The sequence below is a fragment of the Thiogranum longum genome (assembly GCF_004339085.1).
In the GTDB taxonomy this organism is placed as follows: domain Bacteria; phylum Pseudomonadota; class Gammaproteobacteria; order DSM-19610; family DSM-19610; genus Thiogranum; species Thiogranum longum.
The window spans coordinates 2559502-2582072 of record NZ_SMFX01000001.1; the positions used below are offsets into that span (position 1 = coordinate 2559502).

18 protein-coding genes, 1 tRNA gene and 2 rRNA genes (1 of these 21 running past the window's edge) are annotated in these 22571 nt (G+C 55.5%); 11 read left to right on the plus strand and 10 right to left on the minus strand.

Features of this window, described 5'->3' with window-relative positions:
* The first annotated feature begins 3 nt into the window (after nt 1-3).
* The 6 genes from mrdA (at nt 4) to DFR30_RS12490 (ending at nt 6948) form a co-directional block, all read left to right on the plus strand.
* Nucleotides 4-1857, plus strand: coding sequence for a penicillin-binding protein 2 (mrdA, locus tag DFR30_RS12465; protein ID WP_132973721.1), 1854 nt, complete (start codon nt 4-6; stop codon nt 1855-1857).
* The gene (gene rodA / locus DFR30_RS12470; RefSeq protein ID WP_132973723.1) at nt 1854-2978 is read left to right on the plus strand and encodes a rod shape-determining protein RodA; all 1125 of its coding nucleotides are present in this window, start codon (nt 1854-1856) and stop codon (nt 2976-2978) included. Before mrdA ends, rodA begins: the two co-directional genes overlap by 4 nt.
* A 9-nt stretch (nt 2979-2987) precedes the next feature.
* On the plus strand, nt 2988-3986 hold the full coding sequence (gene mltB / locus DFR30_RS12475) for a lytic murein transglycosylase B (protein ID WP_207891898.1): 999 nt from the start codon (nt 2988-2990) through the stop codon (nt 3984-3986).
* Nucleotides 3964-4854: a septal ring lytic transglycosylase RlpA family protein gene (locus tag DFR30_RS12480; RefSeq protein ID WP_132973725.1), complete on the plus strand. Its 891-nt coding sequence runs from the start codon at nt 3964-3966 to the stop codon at nt 4852-4854. Before mltB ends, DFR30_RS12480 begins: the two co-directional genes overlap by 23 nt.
* Nucleotides 4855-4916: 62 nt before the next feature.
* Nucleotides 4917-6059 carry a D-alanyl-D-alanine carboxypeptidase family protein gene (locus DFR30_RS12485; protein ID WP_132973727.1) on the plus strand — a complete coding sequence of 381 codons (1143 nt, stop codon included), beginning with the start codon at nt 4917-4919 and terminating at the stop codon, nt 6057-6059.
* A 10-nt stretch (nt 6060-6069) separates the two neighbouring features.
* Complete coding sequence (locus DFR30_RS12490; RefSeq protein ID WP_132973729.1) at nt 6070-6948, plus strand: D-amino acid aminotransferase; 879 nt, start codon at nt 6070-6072, stop codon at nt 6946-6948.
* 167 nt (nt 6949-7115) lie between these two features.
* Here DFR30_RS12490 and DFR30_RS12500 read toward each other — a convergent pair whose 3' ends face one another.
* Together DFR30_RS12500 and lexA are read right to left on the minus strand one after the other, a co-directional pair.
* A complete protein-coding gene (locus DFR30_RS12500; protein ID WP_132973731.1) occupies nt 7116-7469 on the minus strand; it encodes a SulA-like leucine-rich domain-containing protein in 354 nt (117 codons plus the stop codon).
* Between the two features lie 149 nt (nt 7470-7618).
* Entirely contained in the window at nt 7619-8230 is a 612-nt protein-coding gene (lexA, locus tag DFR30_RS12505) for a transcriptional repressor LexA (protein ID WP_132973733.1), read from the minus strand.
* 189 nt (nt 8231-8419) lie between these two features.
* Here lexA and DFR30_RS12510 point away from each other — a divergent pair, with 189 nt between their 5' ends.
* The 4 genes from DFR30_RS12510 to ispG all read left to right on the plus strand — a co-directional run bounded on the left by DFR30_RS12510 (nt 8420) and on the right by ispG (nt 14360).
* Nucleotides 8420-8680, plus strand: a complete 261-nt coding sequence (locus DFR30_RS12510; protein ID WP_132973735.1) for a DUF5062 family protein — start codon at nt 8420-8422, stop codon at nt 8678-8680.
* 82 nt (nt 8681-8762) lie between these two features.
* The gene (locus tag DFR30_RS12515; RefSeq protein ID WP_132973737.1) at nt 8763-9860 is read left to right on the plus strand and encodes an efflux RND transporter periplasmic adaptor subunit; all 1098 of its coding nucleotides are present in this window, start codon (nt 8763-8765) and stop codon (nt 9858-9860) included.
* Nucleotides 9857-12982 (plus strand): efflux RND transporter permease subunit, encoded by a 3126-nt coding sequence (locus DFR30_RS12520; protein ID WP_132973739.1) that lies wholly within the window; start codon nt 9857-9859, stop codon nt 12980-12982. The genes DFR30_RS12515 and DFR30_RS12520 overlap by 4 nt, the downstream gene beginning before the upstream one ends.
* 133 nt (nt 12983-13115) lie before the next feature.
* Nucleotides 13116-14360: a flavodoxin-dependent (E)-4-hydroxy-3-methylbut-2-enyl-diphosphate synthase gene (ispG, locus tag DFR30_RS12525; RefSeq protein ID WP_132973741.1), complete on the plus strand. Its 1245-nt coding sequence runs from the start codon at nt 13116-13118 to the stop codon at nt 14358-14360.
* Here ispG and DFR30_RS12530 read toward each other — a convergent pair.
* The 5 genes from DFR30_RS12530 to birA all read right to left on the minus strand — a co-directional run bounded on the left by DFR30_RS12530 (nt 14350) and on the right by birA (nt 18372).
* Complete coding sequence (locus tag DFR30_RS12530; protein ID WP_132973743.1) at nt 14350-15729, minus strand: oxygen-independent coproporphyrinogen III oxidase; 1380 nt, start codon at nt 15727-15729, stop codon at nt 14350-14352. The two genes, ispG and DFR30_RS12530, sit on opposite strands and share 11 nt — an antisense overlap.
* Before the next feature lie 62 nt (nt 15730-15791).
* Nucleotides 15792-15867 (minus strand) — tRNA-Thr (locus DFR30_RS12535).
* 59 nt (nt 15868-15926) lie between these two features.
* Nucleotides 15927-16646 (minus strand): SPOR domain-containing protein, encoded by a 720-nt coding sequence (locus DFR30_RS12540; protein ID WP_132973745.1) that lies wholly within the window; start codon nt 16644-16646, stop codon nt 15927-15929.
* The gene (locus DFR30_RS12545) at nt 16643-17395 is read right to left on the minus strand and encodes a type III pantothenate kinase (protein WP_132973747.1); all 753 of its coding nucleotides are present in this window, start codon (nt 17393-17395) and stop codon (nt 16643-16645) included. Before DFR30_RS12545 ends, DFR30_RS12540 begins: the two co-directional genes overlap by 4 nt.
* On the minus strand, nt 17392-18372 hold the full coding sequence (birA, locus tag DFR30_RS12550) for a bifunctional biotin--[acetyl-CoA-carboxylase] ligase/biotin operon repressor BirA (protein ID WP_132973749.1): 981 nt from the start codon (nt 18370-18372) through the stop codon (nt 17392-17394). The genes DFR30_RS12545 and birA overlap by 4 nt, the downstream gene beginning before the upstream one ends.
* A gap of 186 nt (nt 18373-18558) precedes the next feature.
* On the opposite strand from birA, the gene DFR30_RS12555 reads away from it, so the two are divergent.
* Entirely contained in the window at nt 18559-18918 is a 360-nt protein-coding gene (locus tag DFR30_RS12555; protein WP_132973751.1) for a hypothetical protein, read from the plus strand.
* A 2-nt stretch (nt 18919-18920) separates the two neighbouring features.
* Here DFR30_RS12555 and DFR30_RS12560 read toward each other — a convergent pair whose 3' ends face one another.
* The 3 genes from DFR30_RS12560 to DFR30_RS12570 all read right to left on the minus strand — a co-directional run.
* Nucleotides 18921-19400 carry a CBS domain-containing protein gene (locus tag DFR30_RS12560; protein ID WP_165869205.1) on the minus strand — a complete coding sequence of 160 codons (480 nt, stop codon included), beginning with the start codon at nt 19398-19400 and terminating at the stop codon, nt 18921-18923.
* Between the two features lie 251 nt (nt 19401-19651).
* Nucleotides 19652-19766, minus strand: a 5S ribosomal RNA gene (rrf, locus tag DFR30_RS12565).
* Nucleotides 19767-19896: 130 nt separating this feature from the next.
* Nucleotides 19897-22571, minus strand: a 23S ribosomal RNA gene (locus DFR30_RS12570); it runs 216 nt beyond the window's last position.

Genomic DNA, 22571 nt, shown 5'->3' on the forward strand with positions numbered 1-22571 from the left:
GCCATGGCATCGCGCCTCACGATCAAGGACTATCTGTTCGAAAACCGGCTGTTCATGCAGCGTTCCGTGCAGGCACTTGCCTTTGCCGCACTGCTGGTTGCCGTACTTGTCGGGCGACTGGTCTACCTGCAGATTCTTGCTCACGAACATTACATTACGCTGTCCGATGATAACCGCATCAAAATACTGCCGGAACCACCCAACCGCGGATTGATTTTCGACCGCAACGGCGTCATTGTCGCCGACAACCTGCCGTCCTACAGACTTGAGATTACACCCGAGCAAATTCACGAAGATATGGACATGGTCGTTGACCGGCTCGCCACGCTGGTAACCATCCGGGATATCGACCGCAAGCGCTTTGATAAATTGAGACAACGCACCCCGGTCTTCAAGCCGGTGCCGCTGCGCTTTCATCTCAGCGATGAGGAAGTCGCGCGTTTTGCCATTGACCGCCACAGATTCCCCGGTGTGGAAATAGTCGCCGGCCTGTCGCGCCATTATCCACATGGCCCGCTGGCCTCGCATGCACTGGGCTATGTCGGGCGGATCGATGTGCGTGACCTGCAGCGCATTGACAATTCCGACTACAGTGGCACAACCCATATCGGCAAGGTCGGTATCGAACGCACCTATGAGGAACAGTTACACGGTACTGTCGGTTTCCGTCAAGTGGAAACCAATGCAGAAGGCCGCGTGCTGCGCACACTGATTCGCACACCGCCGATCCCCGGGGACAACCTCTACCTGACACTTGATCTGGAACTGCAGAACGTTGCCGAACAGGCCTTTGGTGATCGCTCCGGTGCGGCAGTGGCCATCGACCCGGATACCGGCGAGGTGCTGGCACTTGTCAGCAAACCAACCTACGACCCCAACCTGTTTGTCAACGGTATCGACACAGCGACTTATGCCGCACTGCGTGACGATGAGATGCAACCCCTGTTCAATCGCGCACTTCGCGGACAGTACCCGCCAGGCTCCACCATAAAACCCTTTGTAGGACTGGGCGGTCTGGAGCAAGGCATAACCAGTACACACGCACACACCTATTGCCCGGGCTACTACCAGCTGCCAGGCAAGGAACGCAAGTACAGGGACTGGAAGCGCGTCGGCCATGGCACGGTAGATCTGACCAATGCCATCGCACAATCCTGTGATGTCTACTTCTACGACCTGGCCTTGTCGATGGGTATAGACCGCCTCTACAGCTTCCTGTCACAGTTTGGTTTTGGCCAGCGTACCGGCCTGGACATCAGCGGCGAGCTACCGGGGCTGATGCCATCGCGAGAGTGGAAACGCGCCACACGAAACCAGCCCTGGTTTCCCGGCGAAACGTTGATTACCGGTATCGGACAGGGATTTCTGCTGACAACTCCCGTTCAACTGGCCAGTGCAACAGCGACACTGTCAAAATACGGCCACCGGGTAAAACCGCACATTGTCGTATCTACGCAGCCACATGACGATCCGGAGCTGTCTCCACTCCCGGTTGAGACCATTATCGATATTCCTGTTGAAGACCGACACAACTGGGATGCTATTATTCACGCCATGCGCGAAGTCGTACACGGCCGGCGCGGCACCGCGCGCAAGATTGGCAAGGGCGCCAAGTATGACATTGCCGGAAAAACCGGTACGGCGCAGGTATTCGGCCTGAAAAAGGAAGAAAAATATGACGCTGAAAAACTTGCCAGAAAACTGCATGACCATTCGCTGTTCATTGCCTTTGCCCCGGTTAAAAAACCACGTATCGCAGTCGCAGTGATTGTTGAGCACGGTGGTAGTGGCAGTGCAGTAGCTGCGCCGATCGCAAGAACCATTCTCGACCAGTACCTGTCAAAGCCTGCATTATGAGTACCCTGCTGGACAGCGCCCGTGAAGACGCAAGCCGCCGTGACTGGCAGCACTTGCTGCACATCGATGCGGTCTTGTTGTTTGCCCTGTTCGCGACGTCTGCTCTCGGCCTGTTTGTCCTGTACAGCGCCGGCGGGCAGGATCAGTCCATATTGACCCGCCAGCTGGTACGTCTCGGTATCGCCTTTGGCGCCATGGTGCTGGTTGCACAATTGCGTCCACAATGGCTGCAGCGCTGGACACCCTGGCTCTACAGCCTGGGTATCGTGCTGCTGGTTGCAGTGCTGGTAATGGGGGACGTCGGCAAGGGTGCGCAGCGCTGGCTGGATCTCGGTTTTGTCCGCTTCCAGCCTTCAGAAATGATGAAACTCGCTGTTCCAATGATGGTCGCCTGGTACCTGGCCGACAAGCGCCTGCCGCCAACAGGATGGCGGCTGGTGACTGCCGGAGCACTGATTGTAGTGCCCGTGCTACTGATTGCCCGTCAACCGGATCTCGGCACATCACTGCTAATCGGCAGCGCCGGTTTCTTTGTATTGTTCCTGGCGGGCCTGTCATGGCGCCTGCTGGGCGGACTGGCCTTGCTGGGCGCCGCCGGAGCACCGGTGCTATGGCATTTCATGCACGACTACCAGCGCCAGCGGGTAATCACCTTTCTCAACCCGGAACAGGACCCGCTGGGCACCGGTTACCATATTATCCAGTCGAAAATAGCCATAGGCTCCGGCGGTGTATTCGGCAAAGGCTGGCTGAACGGAACCCAGGCACATCTCGAATTTCTGCCTGAACGCACTACGGATTTTATTTTTGCTGTACTGGGAGAAGAATTCGGCCTGTTTGGCATCATTGTACTATTGGTACTGTATGCCTTTATTATCGTGCGCAGCCTGCACATCGCAACCCAGGCCCAGGATACTTTTGGCCGCCTGCTGGCCGGCAGTCTGGCCATGACATTCTTTATCTATATTATCGTCAATACCGGCATGGTCACCGGCTTGCTACCGGTCGTTGGCCTGCCACTTCCACTCATCAGCTATGGCGGAACATCAATGGTGACCCTGATGGCAGGTTTCGGTATCCTGATGTCCATACACACGCATAGAAAGCTGCTACCAACCTAGGAAAATACTGTGTCATTACGGAAGCTGTTACTGAACACCCTGATCATACTGCTGAGCGGCCTGGCGCCCGTGCTGTCAGCGGCAGGAGACTTCACTCACAATACGCGCACCCAGGCCTTTATCGATGACATGGTAAAGAAACACGGCTTTGACCGCGCCAAACTGAAGTCACTGTTCGATGAAGCCCAGAAACGCGAGGATATCCTGGAAGCCATTGCCCGACCTGCGGAAAAAACCAAGCCATGGCACGAGTACCGCCAGATTTTCCTTACCCCGGACCGCATTCGCGGTGGTGCGAAGTTCTGGCGTGAACACGCTACTGTACTCGAACGTGCCGCTAAAAAATTGCAAGTGGATCCGGCTGTCGTGGTTGCCATCATCGGTGTCGAAACCCGCTACGGCAAGCACACCGGTGGTTACCGGGTGCTGGACGCCCTGTCTACACTGGCGTTTGCCTACCCGCCACGCAGTAAGTTTTTCCGTTCGGAACTTGAGCAATTCCTGATTCTTGCACAAGAGGAAAAGGTCGACCTGCGTACTGCCAGGGGCTCTTATGCCGGCGCCATGGGCTACGGACAATTCATTCCTTCCAGCTACCGCAACTACGCCATCGACTTCGACAAGGATGGCCGACGTGACCTGTGGGGAAATATTGACGATATCATCGGCAGTGTTGCCAACTACTTCCACCGCCATGGCTGGCAGCCCGGGGAACCGGTTGCCAATCGTGTCACGCAGGGAAATGTACCGGCATCACTGGTTTCAGACAACAGCAAACCTGACAAGACGGCCGGTGAGCTCGCGGCACTGGGTATTCGTACCACACCGCCTCTTTCCACCCATCAACCGGTGGCTGTACTTGAACTGCAACAGCGCACGGGGCCTGAATACTGGCTGACCAGCAAGAATTTCTATGTCATTACGCGTTACAATCGCAGTCCACTCTACGCCATGTCGGTTTACCAGCTCAGTGAAGCCATACGGGATGCCTACCAGAAAGATCCATAACAGGGTCATACCCACCTGCTCCGTGCTGGCGCTGGCCGGACTTGGCTTTGTGCTGTCATCCTGTTCCTCGACAGGAGGGGGGCGCTACAGCCAGCGTCACGACAGCGCACCGGATCGCCTTGTTGACGTATCCCAGGTTGCCAATGCTGTTCCACGGGCAGAACCCAGAAGCCGCTACGGCAACCCGGCCTCCTACGTGGTGCGCGGCCGGCGTTACCACACACTGACAGACAGCCGTGGCTACCGGGAGCGTGGCGTTGCCTCCTGGTATGGCACCAAGTTTCATGGTCACCGTACTTCCAGCGGTGAAAGTTACGACATGTATGCCATGTCGGCAGCACACAAATCGCTGCCACTACCGACCTACGCCCGGGTAACCAACCTGCGTAACGGAAAATCAGTGGTGGTGAAAATCAATGACCGCGGCCCATTCCACGACAATCGTCTTATTGACCTGTCCTATGCAGCTGCCAGCCAGCTGGGCATCCTGGGCGAAGGTACCGGCCTGGTTGAAGTGGAATCCATTAACCCCGACCAACCGGCTCAACATACCCGGCCAACCGGGAATCTCGCCAGCAAACCAAAAACCCATACCCGCACTGTCAAGCAAGCAGGCGCCGGTACCCATAAACCCCTGCTGTACCTGCAAGTCGGTGCCTTCCTGAGCCGTGATAATGCCGAACGACTGAAACGTCGCCTCATAGCGACAACGTCTCCTGAAAAACTTCACATCAGTGAAGGAAACGCTAACCACCAACACATATACCGGGTACGTATAGGCCCACTTGACTCTGTCGAAAGCGCTGACCAACTGACGCAAAGTCTGCAACAGCACGGCATAGAATCACCCCGCGTTATCATCGACTAGACATTGAAAATCCCCCTTCAAGCGCACACAATGCGGCACTTGAAGCGACCACAGGAAAATACATGAACCACAAGCTGCTGCCCTCATTCTTGCTGACCCTGCTATTGCTGACCAGCAGCCTTCTACATGCAGCAACACCGGTCCCCAAAGCTCCCTCAGTAGGGGCCAAAGGCTACCTGGTCGAAGACTTCCATAGCGGTCAGACCATTGCAGAAAAAAATGCCGATCAGCGACTGGAGCCGGCGAGCATTACCAAGCTGATGAGTGCCTATGTCATTTTCAGTGAAATTCGAAACGGCACGCTGGCGCTGGAAGACAAGGTACGAATAAGCAAAAAAGCATGGCGCACCGAAGGCTCGCGTATGTTTGTCGAGGTCAATACCCAGGTCAGTGTTGCCGACCTGCTCAAGGGCATGATTATCCAGTCTGGCAATGATGCTACAGTGGCCCTGGCCGAACAGGTGGCCGGAACAGAGGAAGGCTTCGCCTCCCTGATGAACCACTATGCCCAGAAACTGGGTTTGCGTAACAGCCACTTTGTCAACAGCACCGGCCTTCCCCACAAGGATCACTACACCACGGCACGTGATATCGCTCGTATTGCCCGTGCGCTGATTGCGGAGTTCCCCGAGTATTACCAGTGGTACTCGGAGCGAAGCTTCACCTACAACGGCATTACCCAGTACAACCGCAACAAGTTACTGTGGCGCGATGAGTCGGTCGACGGTCTGAAGACCGGCCACACCGATTCAGCCGGCTACTGCCTCGTTACCTCGGCCGAGCGTGATGGCATGCGCCTTATCAGTGTGGTTCTGGGCACCAAAAGCGAAGAGGCCCGCGCCGATGCCAGCCAGGCATTGCTTAATTATGGTTTCCGCTTTTTCGAAACCCACAAGCTTTACGACAGCGGCAGCAAGCTTGCCAGCACCCGCGTCTGGAAAGGTACTGTCGACACGGTAGACCTGGGACTGACAGACACCCTGTACGTTACCGTGCCACGTGGCGAGTACAAGAACCTCGATGCCTCGATACAGTTACAGGAACAAATCATCGCACCTGTATCAAAAGGCCAGGTACTGGGTCGGGTAGTGATACGTCTTGGCGATCAGGCCATCACGGAGAAAGACCTGACGGCGTTGAATGACGTCGCCGAAGGCAACTTCTGGCAACGCATCGTCGACGAAGCATTGCTGTATTTCGAGTAATCCGACGGATATGAGCACCGTCTATCTGAATGGCCGTTTCATGCCGATTGAGGAAGCCTGTGTTTCGGTCACCGACCGGGGCTTTCTGTTTGGTGATGGCGTCTATGAAGTCATACCCGCCTACGGTGGCCGCTTGTTTCGCCTGCCACATCACCTGCAACGGCTGCAGGACAGCCTTGATGGCATCAAACTGTCAAATCCGCTTAGCGAACTGGAGTGGATGGAACTGCTGGAAAATCTGCTACAGAAAAATCAACACCGCGCAGGGGTCAACAATGACCAGTCCGTCTACCTGCAAATCACGCGGGGCACATCAAGCAAACGCGACCACAACTTTCCGGCTGAAATACATCATACTGTGTATGCCTGCAGTAACCCTATTCCGGAACCTGACCCGACCATTGAGCATAACGGTGTAGCCGCCATCACCCTCGACGATATCCGCTGGTCATGGTGCAACATAAAAGCCATCACACTGCTACCCAATGTCCTGTTACGTCAGCAGGCCGGTGAGCGCGGTGCCGCAGAGGCTATTCTGATACGGGATGGCTACGCGATAGAGGCTTCTTCCAGTAATATTTTCATCGTACGCGATGGAAATATTATCACACCACCCAATAGCCCCGTGATGTTGCCCGGAATAACCCGTGACCTGGTACTTGAGCTTGCCGAACAACAGGGTCACGCATACCGGGAAGACAATATCACCGAAGAGGCATTACACAGCGCAGACGAAATATGGATCACCAGCTCAACCCGGGAAATCGTACCGGTCACCCGGCTGGACGACGCACCTGTCGGTAATGGCTTACCGGGGCCGGTATGGAAAACCATGCTGGCGCACTACCGGCGATACAAGGATGCCGTTCGCCTGGGCAATGCAGGGTAAAAAGCAAAATCCTGTAACCCGCAATAAACCAGTCCGGCACTACGACTGAAAGCCCGAGTGACTGCCATGCCTGCATACCACCACGGTAGTAACTGATTTTATCCGCAGGATAACCAGGGGTGAGCAGGTTTTTAATGGCCCGGGGAGACTGACCGCACCACATGCCGTTACACCACATATTGTCTGCCATGCGACCTGGAGTAGAACAGAAAGCCCGGCGTACCACCCGCTTCAGCCGCCAATTGCAGACGTTCCAGGCATCTATTGTCATCAAGAACCGGCCAGGCCAGCACGGCACTGCACTTGCCCGAACTCAACGCTTGTTCTACCAGCTGCAAACTTTGCTGGTGCGTTTTAGGATAAATCCGCAAGACCCGCGAAAGATCAATACCCGCCTCCGACAGTAGTTTGGTATCCGCCAGTCGGGGTGGCGCAATCCAGCAAATCCACCGGTTCTCATTCAAACCGGGTTGTGAGAGCTCCTTCATAAGCCGGCTCAGAACACTGAGACTCTGCTGCATTGTGTTTATCGTGGTTTTCGCAGTACGAGGCGAGACACTTTGCGGCAGTTCCGTATCCCGCGCCTGAAGATGGCAACCCTGATCACTAAACTGTATCGGGATTTGAGTGGGATGCCAGGTCCCGGCACATTGTGAAGACGGGCCGTTATTCACAGGGACTGGTTACGCAAAATGCCGACACCCAGACCTTCGATCTCCAGTTGCTGCTTTCGCAGATCGACCCGGATAGGCTCAAACTCTTCGTTTTCAGGTGACAGGTAGACAATCGAGCCGCGTTTACGGAAACGCTTTACTGTCACCTCGTCATCAAGGCGCGCCACCACTACCTGACCGTTTTCCGCCTGGCGGGTGCGATGAACGGCCAGCAGGTCGCCGTCCATAATACCGATGTCGCGCATACTCATCCCTTTAACCCGTAGCAGGTAATGGGCACGCGGATGAAACAGTGCAGGATCAACCGGGTAATAATCTTCGACATGCTCTTCGGCCAGAATCGGCTCGCCGGCAGCCACACGCCCCACAACCGGGATACCTTCCTCTTCCTCCACTTCTTCAAGCAGGCGAATCCCGCGCGAAGAGCCCGCCAGTAACTCGATATAACCCTTGCGCTCCAGCGCCCGCAAATGCTCCTCTGCCGCATTCGGTGAACGAAAACCAAAGGCCCGGGCAATCTCGGCCCGGGTAGGCGGATAGCCCTCGTCATAGATACAATCCCGAATCAGCGTCAAAATCTCGGCTTGCCGGGGAGTCAGATCGTCCATTGCACCACCTGCTGTGTTTTTATCCAGTGTACTGGAATTATATACAGGTATTCTGAGGATGCAAGTTACGTGCACTGTCTTCCGGCCAGGTTATGCTTCGCGGCTTTCAGACATCCCGAAAGGCGGATAAAATACCGTGATAGCGTTAGACTGGCCGCATAACCCGCCAAACCAGGGAGTACCTCGCCAATGAAAAAACTGAAACATGAATCAGAACTGGTCAAGGAAGCCATACTTGCCGGCATGAAATATGGCGAAGAACGCGGCGTGGTCGAGTTTGAAGCCACTGATTCAGCACATGAAAAGATCGAGTACATCTACCGTCTGCTGGTACACGACAAGCTGATACAGCCGCTGCCCGAGGACCAGATATCGCAAAAATCCATGCGCCACCGGCTGGCGATCTGGATGTCCAGACAGCTGCCGAAAGACCACCCACTGCTAAAATAAAACGCACTATTTTATTCAGGCATAACGAATCTTTGTTACAGTTTGCGGTCTGTACATTGACGCAACCCGGGGAAACTGTTTCGTGACCAAACGCCTGATTCTGGTAGTACTGTTGCTGATTGTCATTTTCGGCGGGATTTTCGGCTGGAAGTATTACAGCGGCATGAAAATGGCCACAATGATGTCACAGCCGCCTCCACCGGCCGTCATTGCATCCGCAGAAGTCAAAGCCGAAAGCTGGCAGCCTTACCTGCACGCCGTCGGAAGCGTGACTGCGACACAGGGCGTTTTCGTGACCACCGAGGTTGCCGGTCAGGTGCACGAGATTGTTGCAACGTCCGGCCAGAAAGTGAAAGCCGGCGACGTACTGCTGCGGCTGGATGACAGCGTTGACAAGGCCGACCTGGATGGCCTTGTCGCACAACGCACGCTGGCCAAACTTCAGTTCGAACGGGCCCGCAAGCTGCTCAAGGATAAATCGGTATCACGTTCCGACTATGATGCGTCTCGCGCCAACCTCGATAGCGCTGAAGCTGCCGTGGCCGCCAAACGTGCCCTGATCAGCAAGAAAACCATTCATGCGCCGTTCAGCGGACAACTTGGTATCGCCGACATCAACCTCGGGCAATACCTTTCACCCGGTGATGCCATCGTACCGCTTCAGTCACTGGACCCTGTCTATGTCGACTACAACCTGCCGGAGCGCTACCTGCCGCAGGTGCACGTCGGGCAATCGGTGATCATCGACGTGCAGGCCTGGCCTGGCCGCCATTTCGAAGGCCGCATCAGCGCAATCAACCCCGGCGTCGATACCGGCACGCGCACCCTGCGCCTGCGTGCAACACTGGACAACCCGGAACGCCTGTTACGCCCCGGCATGTTTGCCGAAGTCAGTACCGTACTGCCGTTGCGTGACAACATCCTTACACTGCCGCGTACGGCGGTGACCTATAACCCCTATGGCGAACTGGTGTTCGTCATACAGAAAACGGACAAAGGCATGACCGTACTGAACCGCCCGGTCAAAACCGGTGAAGTGCGCGAAGGCCGCGTGGAAATCATCGAAGGCCTGAAGGCCGGGGACCTGGTGGTGTCGGCCGGTCACAACAAACTGCGCAATGGCCAACCGGTTACGATCGATAACAGCGTGCAACTCGACGGCAAGGCCGATGGCGGATGAAATTTACTGACCTGTTTGTCAATCGCCCGGTTCTGGCGAGCGTTATCAGTCTGCTGATTCTGTTGGTCGGCCTGCGCGCCATGTTTTCACTGGAAGTGCGTCAGTACCCGGAAACCCGCAATACCGTTGTCAGCGTGACCACCGCCTACCCGGGCGCCAGCAGTGAACTGGTCAAGGGCTTTATCACCACGCCCTTGCAACAGGCAATTGCCGAAGCGGACGGAATTGATTACCTGTTTGCGCGCTCCACCCAGGGCCGCTCCACCATCGAAGCTCATATGGCACTCAACTACGACTCCAACGCTGCGGTCGCGGAAATCCAGGCCAAGGTCGCCAGCCAGCGTAACGTGTTGCCCGATGAAGCAGACAATCCGGTCATCGATTCCACGACCGGGGAAACGACCGCGCTGATGTACCTGGCCTTCTACAGCGACAGCATGAAGCCGTCGCAGATTACCGACTACCTGCTGCGTGTTACCCAGCCCCAGCTACAGGCAATCCCCGGTGTGGCGAAGGCCGAACTGATCGGCAACAAGACCTTCGCCATGCGCATCTGGCTGGATCCGAAACGCATGGCCGCGCTGAACGTGACGGCCAACGATGTGCGCGATGTCCTGCGCGCCAATAACTACCTGGCCGGCATCGGTCAGTCCAAGGGCCATTACACCGCGATCAACCTGAACGCGACCACGGATCTTGCCAGCGTCGAGGATTTCCGCAAGCTGGTGGTACGCACAGCCGACGGCACACTGGTTCGGCTCGAGGATGTCGCTACACCGGAACTGGGCGCCGAGGACTACGACTCCACCAGCTGGTACAAAGGCAAGCCGGCCATTTTTGTCGGCGTTAAACAGGCGCCTGGCGCCAACCCGCTGGACGTTGCCAAACGCGTACAGGAACTGATGCCGGAAATCCGCAAACAGTTACCGGAGGGGCTGCAGGCACACATCCCCTACGATGCCAGCGTGTTCATCGAGGACTCCATTGACGAGGTATTCAAAACCCTGATCGAGGCCGTCGCTATTGTCCTGATCGTTGTGTACCTGTCGCTGGGCTCGATGCGCGCCGCCATTGTACCCGCAGTAGCGGTGCCCCTGTCACTGGTCGGTGCCGCATTCCTGATGCTGCTGATGGGTTTCTCCATCAACTTGCTGACCTTGCTGGCACTGGTACTGGCCATCGGCCTGGTGGTCGATGACGCCATTATCGTGGTGGAAAACGTGCACCGACATATCGAAATGGGCGAGTCACGGCTCGATGCCGCATTAATCGGCGCGCGTGAGCTTGCACTGCCGATTATCGCCATGACCACAACACTGGTGGCCGTCTATGCACCAATCGGCTTTATGGGCGGCCTGGTCGGCACCCTGTTTACCGAGTTCGCCTTTGCGCTGGCCGGCGCTGTGCTGATCTCGGGCGTGGTGGCATTAACGCTGTCACCCATGCTGTCATCCAGAGTACTCAAGCCACATGGTCAACAGGGACGCTTCGAGCAATGGGTCGAGCACCGGTTTGAGCGCCTGGCGACGGCTTACCAGCGCCGTCTTCACAGTACCCTGGACGCCTTGCCGGCCACCCTGCTGTTTGCCGCCGTGGTCCTGGTATCAATCGTCTTCATGTTCATGACCAGCAAACACGAACTGGCGCCGGTCGAAGACCAGAGCATCCTGTTCTTCCAGGCCACCGCACCACAAACCGCAACACTGGACTATAACGAGGCCTATACACGACAGATTGTCAGCGCCTTTGAAAGTGTGCCCGAGTATCACGAAAGCTTTTTCCTGCTGGGACGCGGCGAACCGACTACAACATTTGGCGGCTTTAAAATGCAGCCGCCATCGCAACGGCCACGCTCGCAGATGGAAGTGCAGCCGGAGATACAGCAAAAACTGGCGCGCATCGCCGGCTTCCAGACCGCCGTCTTCCCGCGTCCCAGCCTGCCCGGTTCCGGCGGCGGTCTGCCGGTACAGTTTGTTATCACCAGTGACGCGAGTTACCAGGAACTGGACGCGATGGCCAACCAGCTCATCGGCCACGCCATGGGCAGCGGACGTTTCATGTTCCTGATGAAAGAAGTTCAGTACACACGACCACGCGCCACACTGGTGATCGATCGTGACCGGGCCGGTGATCTCGGCATCAGCATGGCTGACATCGGGCGTAACCTTGCCACCCTGCTGGGCGGCAATGACGTTAACCGGTTCAGCCTGGAAGGCCGCAGTTACAAGGTCATACCCCAGGTGGCCCGTGAGTATCGCCTGCAGCCGGACATGCTCAAGGACTACTACATCCGACCCGGTTCAGGTGAGCTGGTTAACCTGGCCACCGGCCTGACAACGACCAATGCATCGCGAGACCTGGGTGCCGCACCACTGGTTCCGCTGGATGCAATTGTGAAACTGAAGGAGAGTGTTGAACCCAGCCAGCGCACCCAGTTCCAGCAATTGAATTCACTCACCCTGATGGGTGTGATGGCACCGCGTGTTCCACTGGGTGATGCACTGTCCTACCTGGAAAACACGGCACAGGAACTGTTTCCGCGCGGCTTTGGCTGGGACTACGCCGGTCAGTCACGTCAGTTTGCCCAGCAGGGCAGCGCACTGGTGGTAACGTTCTTCCTGTCAATCCTGGTGATCTACCTGGTGCTCGCGGCACAGTTCGAGAGCTGGCGTGATCCGCTGATTATCCTGGTGTCGGTACCCATGTCGATCGCCGGCGCACTGGCCTTTATCACACTGGGTTTTGCAACCATCAATATCTACACCCAGGTGGGCCTGATTACCCTGATTGGTTTGATCGCCAAGAACGGCATCCTGATTGTCGAGTTCGCCAACCAGTTGCAGATAACTGAAGGGCTGGACAAGCGGCATGCCGTGGAACGTGCCGCGGCGATTCGCCTGCGCCCGATCCTGATGACCACCGTGTCGATGATTGTGGCGATGTTCCCGCTGTTACTTGCCAGTGGCCCTGGTGCGGTCAGTCGCTTTCATATCGGCCTGACGATTGCCACCGGTCTGGGCATCGGCACCCTGTTTACCCTGTTTGTGGTGCCAGCGGTTTACCTGCTGCTGGCCAGACAGCATGGACAGCGCACCCTTGGTGAACAAACCGACCTGACTTAAATAACCGTTCAATTACACTTATACGCATGGCCAAGCGGAATACCCGTATTTCCAACGGGAATCACACCCCTCCGGCCTTTCCTGACCTGGCCCTGGCAGCTATCATTGGGCCTCTTTCAACGCGGTTCTAACCATGTCAGCCAGCAATCTGCCCATTACACGTCATTCCACCTGCGCGGTAAAAATCGGCAAGGTCATCGTCGGAGGTGGCGCGCCCGTTGTCGTGCAATCCATGACCAACACCGATACGGTCAATATCGAGAACACGGTTCAGCAGGTCGCGCAGCTGGCCAACGCCGGTTCGGAGCTGGTACGTATCACCGTCAACAGTGAGGAAGCCGCAGCCGCGGTGCCGTCTATCCGGGAACAGCTGGACCACATGAATGTGGATGTACCGCTGATTGGTGATTTCCACTTCAACGGACACAAGTTGCTGGACAAGTACCCGGACTGCGCGCAGGCACTCGGCAAGTACCGTATTAATCCCGGCAATGTCGGCCGTGGCAAAAAACGCGACGAACAGTATGCGACCATGATCGAAACCGCCTGTCGCTACGACAAACCGGTACGCATTGGCGTCAACTGGGGCAGCCTTGACCAGGCGCTCGTGGTTCGGCTGATGGATGAAAACAGCCGCTCCGCACAACCGTGTGATACCCATGAAGTCATTCATGAAGCCATGGTGACCTCTGCGCTGGAGAATGCAGCGCGTGCGGAGGAAATCGGACTCGGTCGCGACCATATCATTCTGTCGGTCAAAATGAGTGGCGTACAGGACCTGATTGCGGTCTACCGCACGCTGGCACAACGTTGCGATTATGCCTTGCACCTTGGCCTGACAGAGGCCGGGATGGGCGCAAAAGGCATTGTTGCCTCGACGGCCGCACTTTCTGTCCTGCTACAGGAAGGTATCGGCGATACCATCCGCATTTCCCTGACGCCGGAGCCTGGCGGCAGTCGCAGCGAGGAAGTCCGTGTCGCACAGGAAATCCTGCAATCCATGGGATTGCGCGCGTTTACACCCAGCGTTGTGGCCTGCCCGGGCTGTGGCCGTACCTCCAGCGACTATTTCCAGACACTGGCGCAGAATATCCAGGGCTATTTACGTGAACAGATGCCGGTCTGGCGCCGGCAGCACCCTGGTGTTGAAGACATGACGGTAGCCGTCATGGGCTGTGTAGTAAATGGTCCCGGTGAAAGCAAGCATGCCAATATCGGCATCAGCCTGCCAGGTACGGGAGAACGACCGGTGGCACCGGTGTATGTTGATGGTGAGAAAACCGTCACATTGAAAGGCGATCATATTGCCGAAGAGTTCCGGCAGCTGGTGGATCGCTACGTCGTCGAACACTACGGTGAGGCAACTATTACCTGCTAGAGACTGTTTCGCCCTTTTCCAGAGCTGCGCGCAACGGTGGCACTCTGGCAATGCTGTCCTGGTTGTCGAAAACCTTGCACAGGCTGTATAAAGATTCACGGCCCCGGTCCAGCGTGTGAATCTCGTGCTCGGTCAATTTCAGCTTGCCCTGTGCCTCGAGTGTTCGCAGTAAAGCCATTTCAGGCTTGAAGTACCGGGAAAATATTATTCCCCAGCGATTCTCCAGCATCTCAATATCAAAATGTTCGTTGACCAGAATGCCCGACATTATTGTTCGCCGTAACAGATCATCTGATTCCAGTTCGACACCACACTCTGTGGGAATTACACCCTGCTCCACCATACGCTGGTAGCTTTCACGCTCCAGGGCATTCCGGCTGTAGGCATCATCCAGAGCCGCGACAGCTCCGGGACCGACGCCGATAACATCCAGCCCTTCAATATTGGTATAGCCAAGCGGCGACCAGTATAAGGGCGAGTCCGATCCCAGCGATGGCTCGGCTTCGGTTACATACCAGTCCAGACCGACGTGCCGGTAACCCAGGTCCTGTAATATCCCGGAGCGCAATACTGACAGCGGGTTGTCATTCGCCGATATTTCCTGCCCACCCTCGTTAATGAACCTGACACATTCCACGCTGGTTTTTTCCAGCAAGCGGCTGATTTTTTCAATTCCTGCCCCCTTCAGTGGTTCTCCCACAACCAGATCGAGTGCAAGGGAGCGGTAACCCAGGGCTCTGATTTCCATCAGCAAGCTTTCGATGCGGTCGATTTCGCCGACAGGATCATCTGTGTCCTGCACAGAATGCGATACATCCAGGCACAACCTCACTTTGCTGAAACCCAGGACCCGCAAGAGCTTCAGGCGGGCTGTTGTGGGGCGGGATTGCCCGAAACAGGCACACCAGCGAGCAAATGTCGCCGGTTCGATAGAAAAGGCATCCTGAATACTGCTGCACAACTCGTAAAGGGCATCGTTGCTCCAGCCAACGGCAATACCGGGTGCGCAGACAACACCCTCAAGTGGTCTGTCGCGGGCAAACAGCGTCCCTTGAAGCTGTATTTCCCGGGTGACTGCCGAATACCAGGGTAACTGGTGTGCAGCTGCCGGATCAGAGCCCCTGTGCCCTGCTGTCATGCCATCCTGCACAACCAGCATCAGGGGTGCGGGAACCGGGTCACCATTACTCCGTTTTACCCACTCACGGTAATCAGAACCATCAAACTCTCGCGTAAACGAGGCAAAGCCTGGATACAAGCCGCAGTACGGCTCGAATACCTCTGGAATATTCACCCCGTCGTCTGGTCGTTCTTCGGATAGCCCCATGTTCAATGCCCGTCTGATGACGGTATCGCATGGTATTAGCATAGGTACAACGTCACCTTGATGCAGATCAAAGTGCATCGTAAGGATGGCGAAGTATTAAAAATTGGAGCCGGTGAGAGGAGTCGAACCCCCGACAAACTGATTACAAGTCAGTTGCTCTACCAACTGAGCTACACCGGCGATGAAAATCTGCCCCGAGCGGGGCGGCTATTGTATTAGAGCAGCCTGAACGGCGCAAACTATTCACAACTGACCTGCTGCACCTTGAGCCGGGGGTACCTTGCCTTAACCTGCTCCCAGCCCTGGAAATCTTCAAGCAGCTGCTCTTTTTCCTCGATATCGATCCAGTACACTTTGCGAGTCTTGTAGCGCACATCGAGCCTGGCATCGTGTCCCAGCTCACGAACCCTACTGAGCCGGATCTGCGCCTTGCTCTTACTGGAAAATATACCCAGTGAAATCCGGTTACGTTTACCGACAAAGTAATCTGTCATGCCAGCCGCCTCCAGACTGCGGACAATCTCGGCGGCTTTACGTGATGAAGCAGCCTGCAGGTACACCTGGTAGCCTGATGGTGCCTGGGTTTCACTCTGTCTTAGCGCGGCCGGAATGCCCTGTTCAGACAGCCGGGTACGTAAGGCTGCTGCCTCGTCACTTGATTTCAGTGGGCCGATGGTACGACAAACCGGAGAGCGTTCGGCAATGTCCTCCTGTTCCTTACTATCGTCAGACTGACTGACCGCAGGCACAGGAGCTGTGCCTGTTTCCGCCCCCTCACCTGCCACCAGCGTGGGGTCGCTACCACCAGATTGCTTTCGCTCCGACAACTGTACAAGCGGTACGGCGCCGGGAGGCAAGGGCTTTAAACGTAATTCCGGTGGCGACGGGGCCGGCTGAAACTGTAACCACGCGAAAAAGGCCAGATTGAGGCCCAGTAACAGATAAACCAGATTTTTCAACTGGCTGTCTCCCTTGCAAAGATTGCCAGCCCCTTCAATATCAGCTCGGGTTCATGTGCGGGCCTGCTCTCTAGCAGTGGCATCAATCGCCCGGCATCCCCACCGGTCAACAACAGGGAAACATCATTACCCAGTTCACCCCGCAGATCGGCGCTGATGCGGTCCAGTAGCGAGACAGCAGCATACAGGCTCCCCCCCAGCACAGCTGATTCTGTGCTGCTGGCGAGTAAGACAATTTCCCCCGTATCCCCGTCTTCGACCGTCACATCGCTCGCGCTGGCGCAGACAGATGAAATCATAAGCTCAACGCCAGGTGCAATTAGTCCACCGAGGTGACGGCCATCTGCCGACAGTGCATCAACAGTGATGGCGGTACCACAACCCAGAATGACCGCTGCACCACGACAGAGGCCATGCGCCGCAATCAATGCCGCCCAGCGATCATTGCCCAGCCGCTCCGGTTTGGTGTAGGCGTTAATGACACCACATTGTTCAGCCCGGCTGTGCAGGAATTCCGGCAGGATTTTCCAGCGACGCTTTACCCAGGTGCAGACAGATTTTTCAAACTCAGCCCCGGCAACATTTGAAACAATCACTCTTTCCGGTGTTTCAAGCTCTTTCCAGGCCGGGCGCGCGATATCCTTGAAAGGTTTTGACCCTCGAACCAGCGGAGTACCACTGATCCATTCCTCACCATCCTGCAACGCCCACTTGATGCGCGTGTTGCCAATATCGATCAGCAGATTCATCCTGCCAGTCGCACGCTGATTTCACCGGCATGAAATGTCTGGATCCTGCCGTCCTGCTCGATGAGCAGTGCGCCATGCGGGTCTACTCCCCGCGCAACACCGCGAATACTTTCCTGCTGACCTGTCTGAAGATCTACAGGCAAGCCCGCTGCGATATCGTATCGCTGCCACTCTTCAGCAAAAGCCTCGAGTCCCTGCCGGGAAAATATTTCAATAACCTTTACAAGATCGTCCAAGAGCTTACCTGCCAGCCTGTTGCGTTGTAGTTGCAGTTTATTATGCCTGAGATCTGACCAGGGCTGATCAATTTCTGCACCTGCACCTTCCGGCATTCGTAAATTGATACCGATACCGATGATAACCTGGTAGTTACCGCCACTCTCGCCGGAGAGATCAAGCAGGATACCCGCGAGTTTGTTTCCGTTTAAGTAAATATCGTTAGGCCACTTCAAACCAAGACCATCGATGCCCAGTTTCTGTAGAGTACGGCGTACTGCCACAGCTACAGCAAGACTCAACCCGCCAGACTGCAGCACGCCGTCCTCCAGCATGCATGCCAGCGACAAATACAGATTGGTACCGTATGGCGAAATCCACCGTCGCCCCCGTCGGCCACGACCCGCGCTCTGCCACTCCGCGAGACAGACGTTAATACCCTGCGGTGCAACTGGCGGCGGCATACGTTTAAGGACATCGCTGGTTGAGTCAACCTCGCGCTGGACTTCGAGATGTTCGATTCTCTGGCTAAGTGAAGTAGAGAGATGCTGCTGTATCACTGATACTTCCAACGGCTCGAAAGGAACCGCAAGCCGATAGCCTCGACCCCGTACCGCATGAATCTCCAGGCCAAGCTCATCGAATTTGCGTAACTGTTTCCAGATCGCGGCTCGACTCACGCCCAGCGCCTTCGCCAGCTCTTCTCCGGAGTGAAAGCGGCCATCAGCGAGAAGCCCTGGCAATCGATAACGTATTGACATTACGCAAGTTTAACACAGCCAAATATCACAATTCGAACCAACGAAGTCATTTTCTCAAGAACCCGCCATGTAGCGGGAAAGATAACTTGAGCCTGTGCCTCATTCAATAATGATATTCTGCCGCCGATAGCGGTATTACGCAGACGCCCGACAAGTTGAACCTCAACAAACAGACCAGGACTGGCCATGACCGCACCGCAAAAGAGACTACAGCCAGTCCTCCCGCTTTCGGCCGATATTTTACCGTCCGCGCCACTCTACAAAAGAGCGCCTCGCGAAGATGAGCAAGGTAGACCATTATCGGATTTCATGATGATTATTCCGAAGCTCCGAAACCAGCCAGAGCAGCACGTGAAGGAAACGGTGGAAAAGATTGAACGCGTACTCAAACGCTTTACACATGCCGTTGTATTCGCTGACCTGAATCTCAAACTGAATGTACTTTGGGTTATTGTGCGTCCCGAGGCGCGGGTCTCCTGGAGACTCCCGGCCGCAATCAACAACGCTGTACCGGAAGCACTGCTGGTCGCACAGCCAGCCCTCTGATCTCAGCTATTCAGGGCCGACTCGACTTCGGCAAAGGTCAGTGCAACATCAACCGTTTCAATGACGCGATCCAGTTGTTTTTCGATCTGTGAGGCCGAAAATATACCGCGGATAGCCATGTTGCCGGAATCCGTATCCCGGTCAAGCACCAACGCGTGCCGACGGCCGACTTTTTCCAGCATCGCTACCACGTCGCCTACGGTTGCCTGCCTGACATCCGACATGTCAGTTGCCTCGAGATTACTGTAAGGCGTCATAATATCGCGCACCATAATTTCCTCGTGGCGCAGATTAAGTCCCTGCCTGAACTGGGCCGGCTTCTCTCCCTGTATATCGGTTGAAGTTATCAGTCCGAGCAATTGCTTGTCTGGATTTACAACAAACAACAAACGTACGCCAGCTGATTTCATTCGTTGCAAAGCCCATTCAATGGATACATCCGGCTCAATATTGACGGCCATTTGTTGTCGCAGGTCAGTCATCGCCAGAATGGCCGGAGAATCTATATGGACTCGTTCTACAAACTCCTGGCAAGGTTCAAAATACCCTGCCGACGGAGGAAGCGGATGAAGTGACAGTGTCTTTGATTGCGCCATTGTCCAGACCCCGTGTGAATGATTATTCTCACCTCTAACGTATAGACCACAGGCCTAAAACCTTCAAAGTGTCAGGTTTTTGCGAATCCGGGACAAAAAAATACCCGGTCACAAGTGACCGGGTATCGGGTATTAAAGCCTGGCAGTGTCCTACTTTCACATGGGAACCCCCACACTATCATCGGCGCTGAGCGGTTTCACTTCCGAGTTCGGGATGGGATCGGGTGGTTCACACTCGCTATGGCCGCCAGGCAAGCTGGTTTCGTAGGAGCGGGCTTTGCCCGCGAATGTTCGCGGGTGAACCCGCTCCTACGGAATAAGGAAAGTTGTTAAGGATTAGTATGTTGCACTTGAATCAACACCCAGATCGTTTGGGTGTTATATGGTCAAGCCTCACGGGCAATTAGTACTGGTTAGCTTCATGCATTACTGCACTTCCACACCCAGCCTATCAACGTCGTAGTCTTCGACGACCCTTCAGGGGAATCAAGTTCCCGGTGAGACCTCATCTTTGGGGGGGCTTCCCGCTTAGATGCTTTCAGCGGTTATCCCGTCCGTACGTAGCTACCCGGCAATGCCACTGGCGTGACAACCGGAACACCAGGGGTACGTCCACTCCGGTCCTCTCGTACTAGGAGCAGCTCCCTTCAAGTCTCAAGCGCCCACGGCAGATAGGGACCGAACTGTCTCACGACGTTCTAAACCCAGCTCGCGTACCACTTTAAATGGCGAACAGCCATACCCTTGGGACCGGCTACAGCCCCAGGATGTGATGAGCCGACATCGAGGTGCCAAACTCCTCCGTCGATATGGACTCTTGGGAGGAATCAGCCTGTTATCCCCGGCGTACCTTTTATCCGTTGAGCGATGGCCCTTCCATTCAGAACCACCGGATCACTATGACCGTCTTTCGACCCTGCTCGATGTGTCTATCTCGCAGTCAAGCACCCTTATGCCATTGCACTCATTGCGCGATGTCCGACCGCGCTGAGGGTACCTTCGTGCTCCTCCGTTACTCTTTGGGAGGAGACCGCCCCAGTCAAACTACCCACCATACACTGTCCCTAACCCGGATAACGGGTCAAGGTTAGAACCTCAAACATACCAGGGTGGTATTTCAAGGGTGGCTCCACCGGAACTGGCGTCCCGGTTTCAAAGCCTCCCACCTATCCTACACAAGTAGGTTCAAAGTTCAGTGCAAAGCTGTAGTAAAGGTGCACGGGGTCTTTCCGTCTAGCCGCGGGTACACTGCATCTTCACAGCGATTTCAATTTCACTGAGTCTCGGGTGGAGACAGTGTGGCCATCGTTACGCCATTCGTGCAGGTCGGAACTTACCCGACAAGGAATTTCGCTACCTTAGGACCGTTATAGTTACGGCCGCCGTTTACCGGGGCTTCGATCAAGAGCTTCGTCCGAAGACTAACCCCATCAATTAACCTTCCGGCACCGGGCAGGCGTCACACCCTATACGTCCTCTCGCGAGTTTGCAGAGTGCTATGTTTTTAGTAAACAGTCGCAGCCACCTGGTTAATGCTACCCCCTTCAGCTCCGGCAGCAAGTGCCTTCACCTAACAGGGGCGTACCTTCTCCCGAAGTTACGGTACTATTTTGCCTAGTTCCTTCACCCGAGTTCTCTCAAGCGCCTTAGGATTCTCTCCTCACCCACCTGTGTCGGTTTGGGGTACGGTCACTCGTAACCTGAAGCTTAGAGGCTTTTCCTGGAAGCATGGTATCAATCACTTCACTCCAAAAGGAGCTCGTCATCGTGTCTCAGAATTAAGGACCCGGATTTGCCTAAGTCCTCTCCCTACACACTTAAACCGGGACAACCAACGCCCGGCTGATCTAACCTTCTCCGTCCCCTCATCGCAGTTACGAGCGGTACAGGAATATTAACCTGTTTTCCATCGACTACGCCTTTCGGCCTCGCCTTAGGTACCGACTCACCCTGCACCGATTAACGTTGTGCAGGAAACCTTGGGTTTTCGGCGTGGGGGTTTTTCACCCCCATTATCGTTACTCATGTCAGCATTCGCACTTCTGATACCTCCAGCAACCCTTACAGGTCACCTTCGCAGGCGTACAGAACGCTCCTCTACCATGCAAGCAAGCTTGCATCCGCAGCTTCGGTACATATCTTAAGCCCCGTTAAATCTTCCGCGCGGGCCGACTCGACTAGTGAGCTATTACGCTTTCTTTAAAGGATGGCTGCTTCTAAGCCAACCTCCTAGCTGTCTATGCCTTCCCACATCGTTTCCCACTGAGATATGATTTTGGGACCTTAGCTGGCGGTCTGGGTTGTTTCCCTTTCCACGACGGACGTTAGCACCCGCCGTGTGTCTCCCGCGATTGCACTTCCAGGTATTCGGAGTTTGCCATGGGTTGGTAAGTCGGGATGACCCCCTAGCCATAACAGTGCTCTACCCCCTGGAGTGAGACGCGAGGCGCTACCTAAATAGCTTTCGAGGAGAACCAGCTATCTCCGGGCTTGATTAGCCTTTCACTCCGATCCACAGCTCATCCCCTCATTTTTCAACATAAGTGGGTTCGGGCCTCCAGTGGGTATTACCCCACCTTCACCCTGGCCATGGATAGATCGCCCGGTTTCGGGTCTACTCCCAGCGACTGATTCGCCCTGTTCAGACTCGGTTTCCCTACGCCTCCCCTAAACGGTTAAGCTCGCCACTGAAAGTAAGTCGCTGACCCATTATACAAAAGGTACGCAGTCACCCCCGAAGGGGCTCCCACTGCTTGTACGCATACGGTTTCAGGTTCTATTTCACTCCCCTCTCCGGGGTTCTTTTCGCCTTTCCCTCACGGTACTAGTTCACTATCGGTCAATAGGTAGTATTTAGCCTTGGAGGATGGTCCCCCCATATTCAGTCAGGATATCACGTGTCCCGACCTACTCGAATAACCAACAACACCCTTTCGTGTACGGGGCTATCACCCTGTATCGCCAGACTTTCCAGACTGTTCCACTAGATGTGTTGAAGGGTTTAGGGCTGGTCCCCGTTCGCTCGCCGCTACTCAGGGAATCTCGGTTGATTTCTTT

Excerpts from the sequence above, each read along its gene's own strand:
- DFR30_RS12520 (WP_132973739.1), top strand. The coding sequence starts at position 9,857 with ATGAAATTTACTGACCTGTTTGTCAATCGCCCGGTTCTGGCGAGCGTT.
- DFR30_RS12545 (WP_132973747.1), bottom strand. The coding sequence starts at position 17,395 with ATGAATCTGCTGATCGATATTGGCAACACGCGCATCAAGTGGGCGTTG.
- ispG (WP_132973741.1), top strand. The coding sequence starts at position 13,116 with ATGTCAGCCAGCAATCTGCCCATTACACGTCATTCCACCTGCGCGGTA.
- DFR30_RS12485 (WP_132973727.1), top strand. The coding sequence starts at position 4,917 with ATGAACCACAAGCTGCTGCCCTCATTCTTGCTGACCCTGCTATTGCTG.
- DFR30_RS12480 (WP_132973725.1), top strand. The coding sequence starts at position 3,964 with ATGCCTACCAGAAAGATCCATAACAGGGTCATACCCACCTGCTCCGTG.
- DFR30_RS12555 (WP_132973751.1), top strand. The coding sequence starts at position 18,559 with ATGACCGCACCGCAAAAGAGACTACAGCCAGTCCTCCCGCTTTCGGCC.
- mrdA (WP_132973721.1), top strand. The coding sequence starts at position 4 with ATGGCATCGCGCCTCACGATCAAGGACTATCTGTTCGAAAACCGGCTG.
- DFR30_RS12500 (WP_132973731.1), bottom strand. The coding sequence starts at position 7,469 with ATGCAGCAGAGTCTCAGTGTTCTGAGCCGGCTTATGAAGGAGCTCTCA.
- rodA (WP_132973723.1), top strand. The coding sequence starts at position 1,854 with ATGAGTACCCTGCTGGACAGCGCCCGTGAAGACGCAAGCCGCCGTGAC.
- DFR30_RS12560 (WP_165869205.1), bottom strand. The coding sequence starts at position 19,400 with ATGACTGACCTGCGACAACAAATGGCCGTCAATATTGAGCCGGATGTA.
- lexA (WP_132973733.1), bottom strand. The coding sequence starts at position 8,230 with ATGGACGATCTGACTCCCCGGCAAGCCGAGATTTTGACGCTGATTCGG.
- birA (WP_132973749.1), bottom strand. The coding sequence starts at position 18,372 with ATGTCAATACGTTATCGATTGCCAGGGCTTCTCGCTGATGGCCGCTTT.
- DFR30_RS12530 (WP_132973743.1), bottom strand. The coding sequence starts at position 15,729 with ATGCTAATACCATGCGATACCGTCATCAGACGGGCATTGAACATGGGG.
- DFR30_RS12510 (WP_132973735.1), top strand. The coding sequence starts at position 8,420 with ATGAAAAAACTGAAACATGAATCAGAACTGGTCAAGGAAGCCATACTT.
- DFR30_RS12490 (WP_132973729.1), top strand. The coding sequence starts at position 6,070 with ATGAGCACCGTCTATCTGAATGGCCGTTTCATGCCGATTGAGGAAGCC.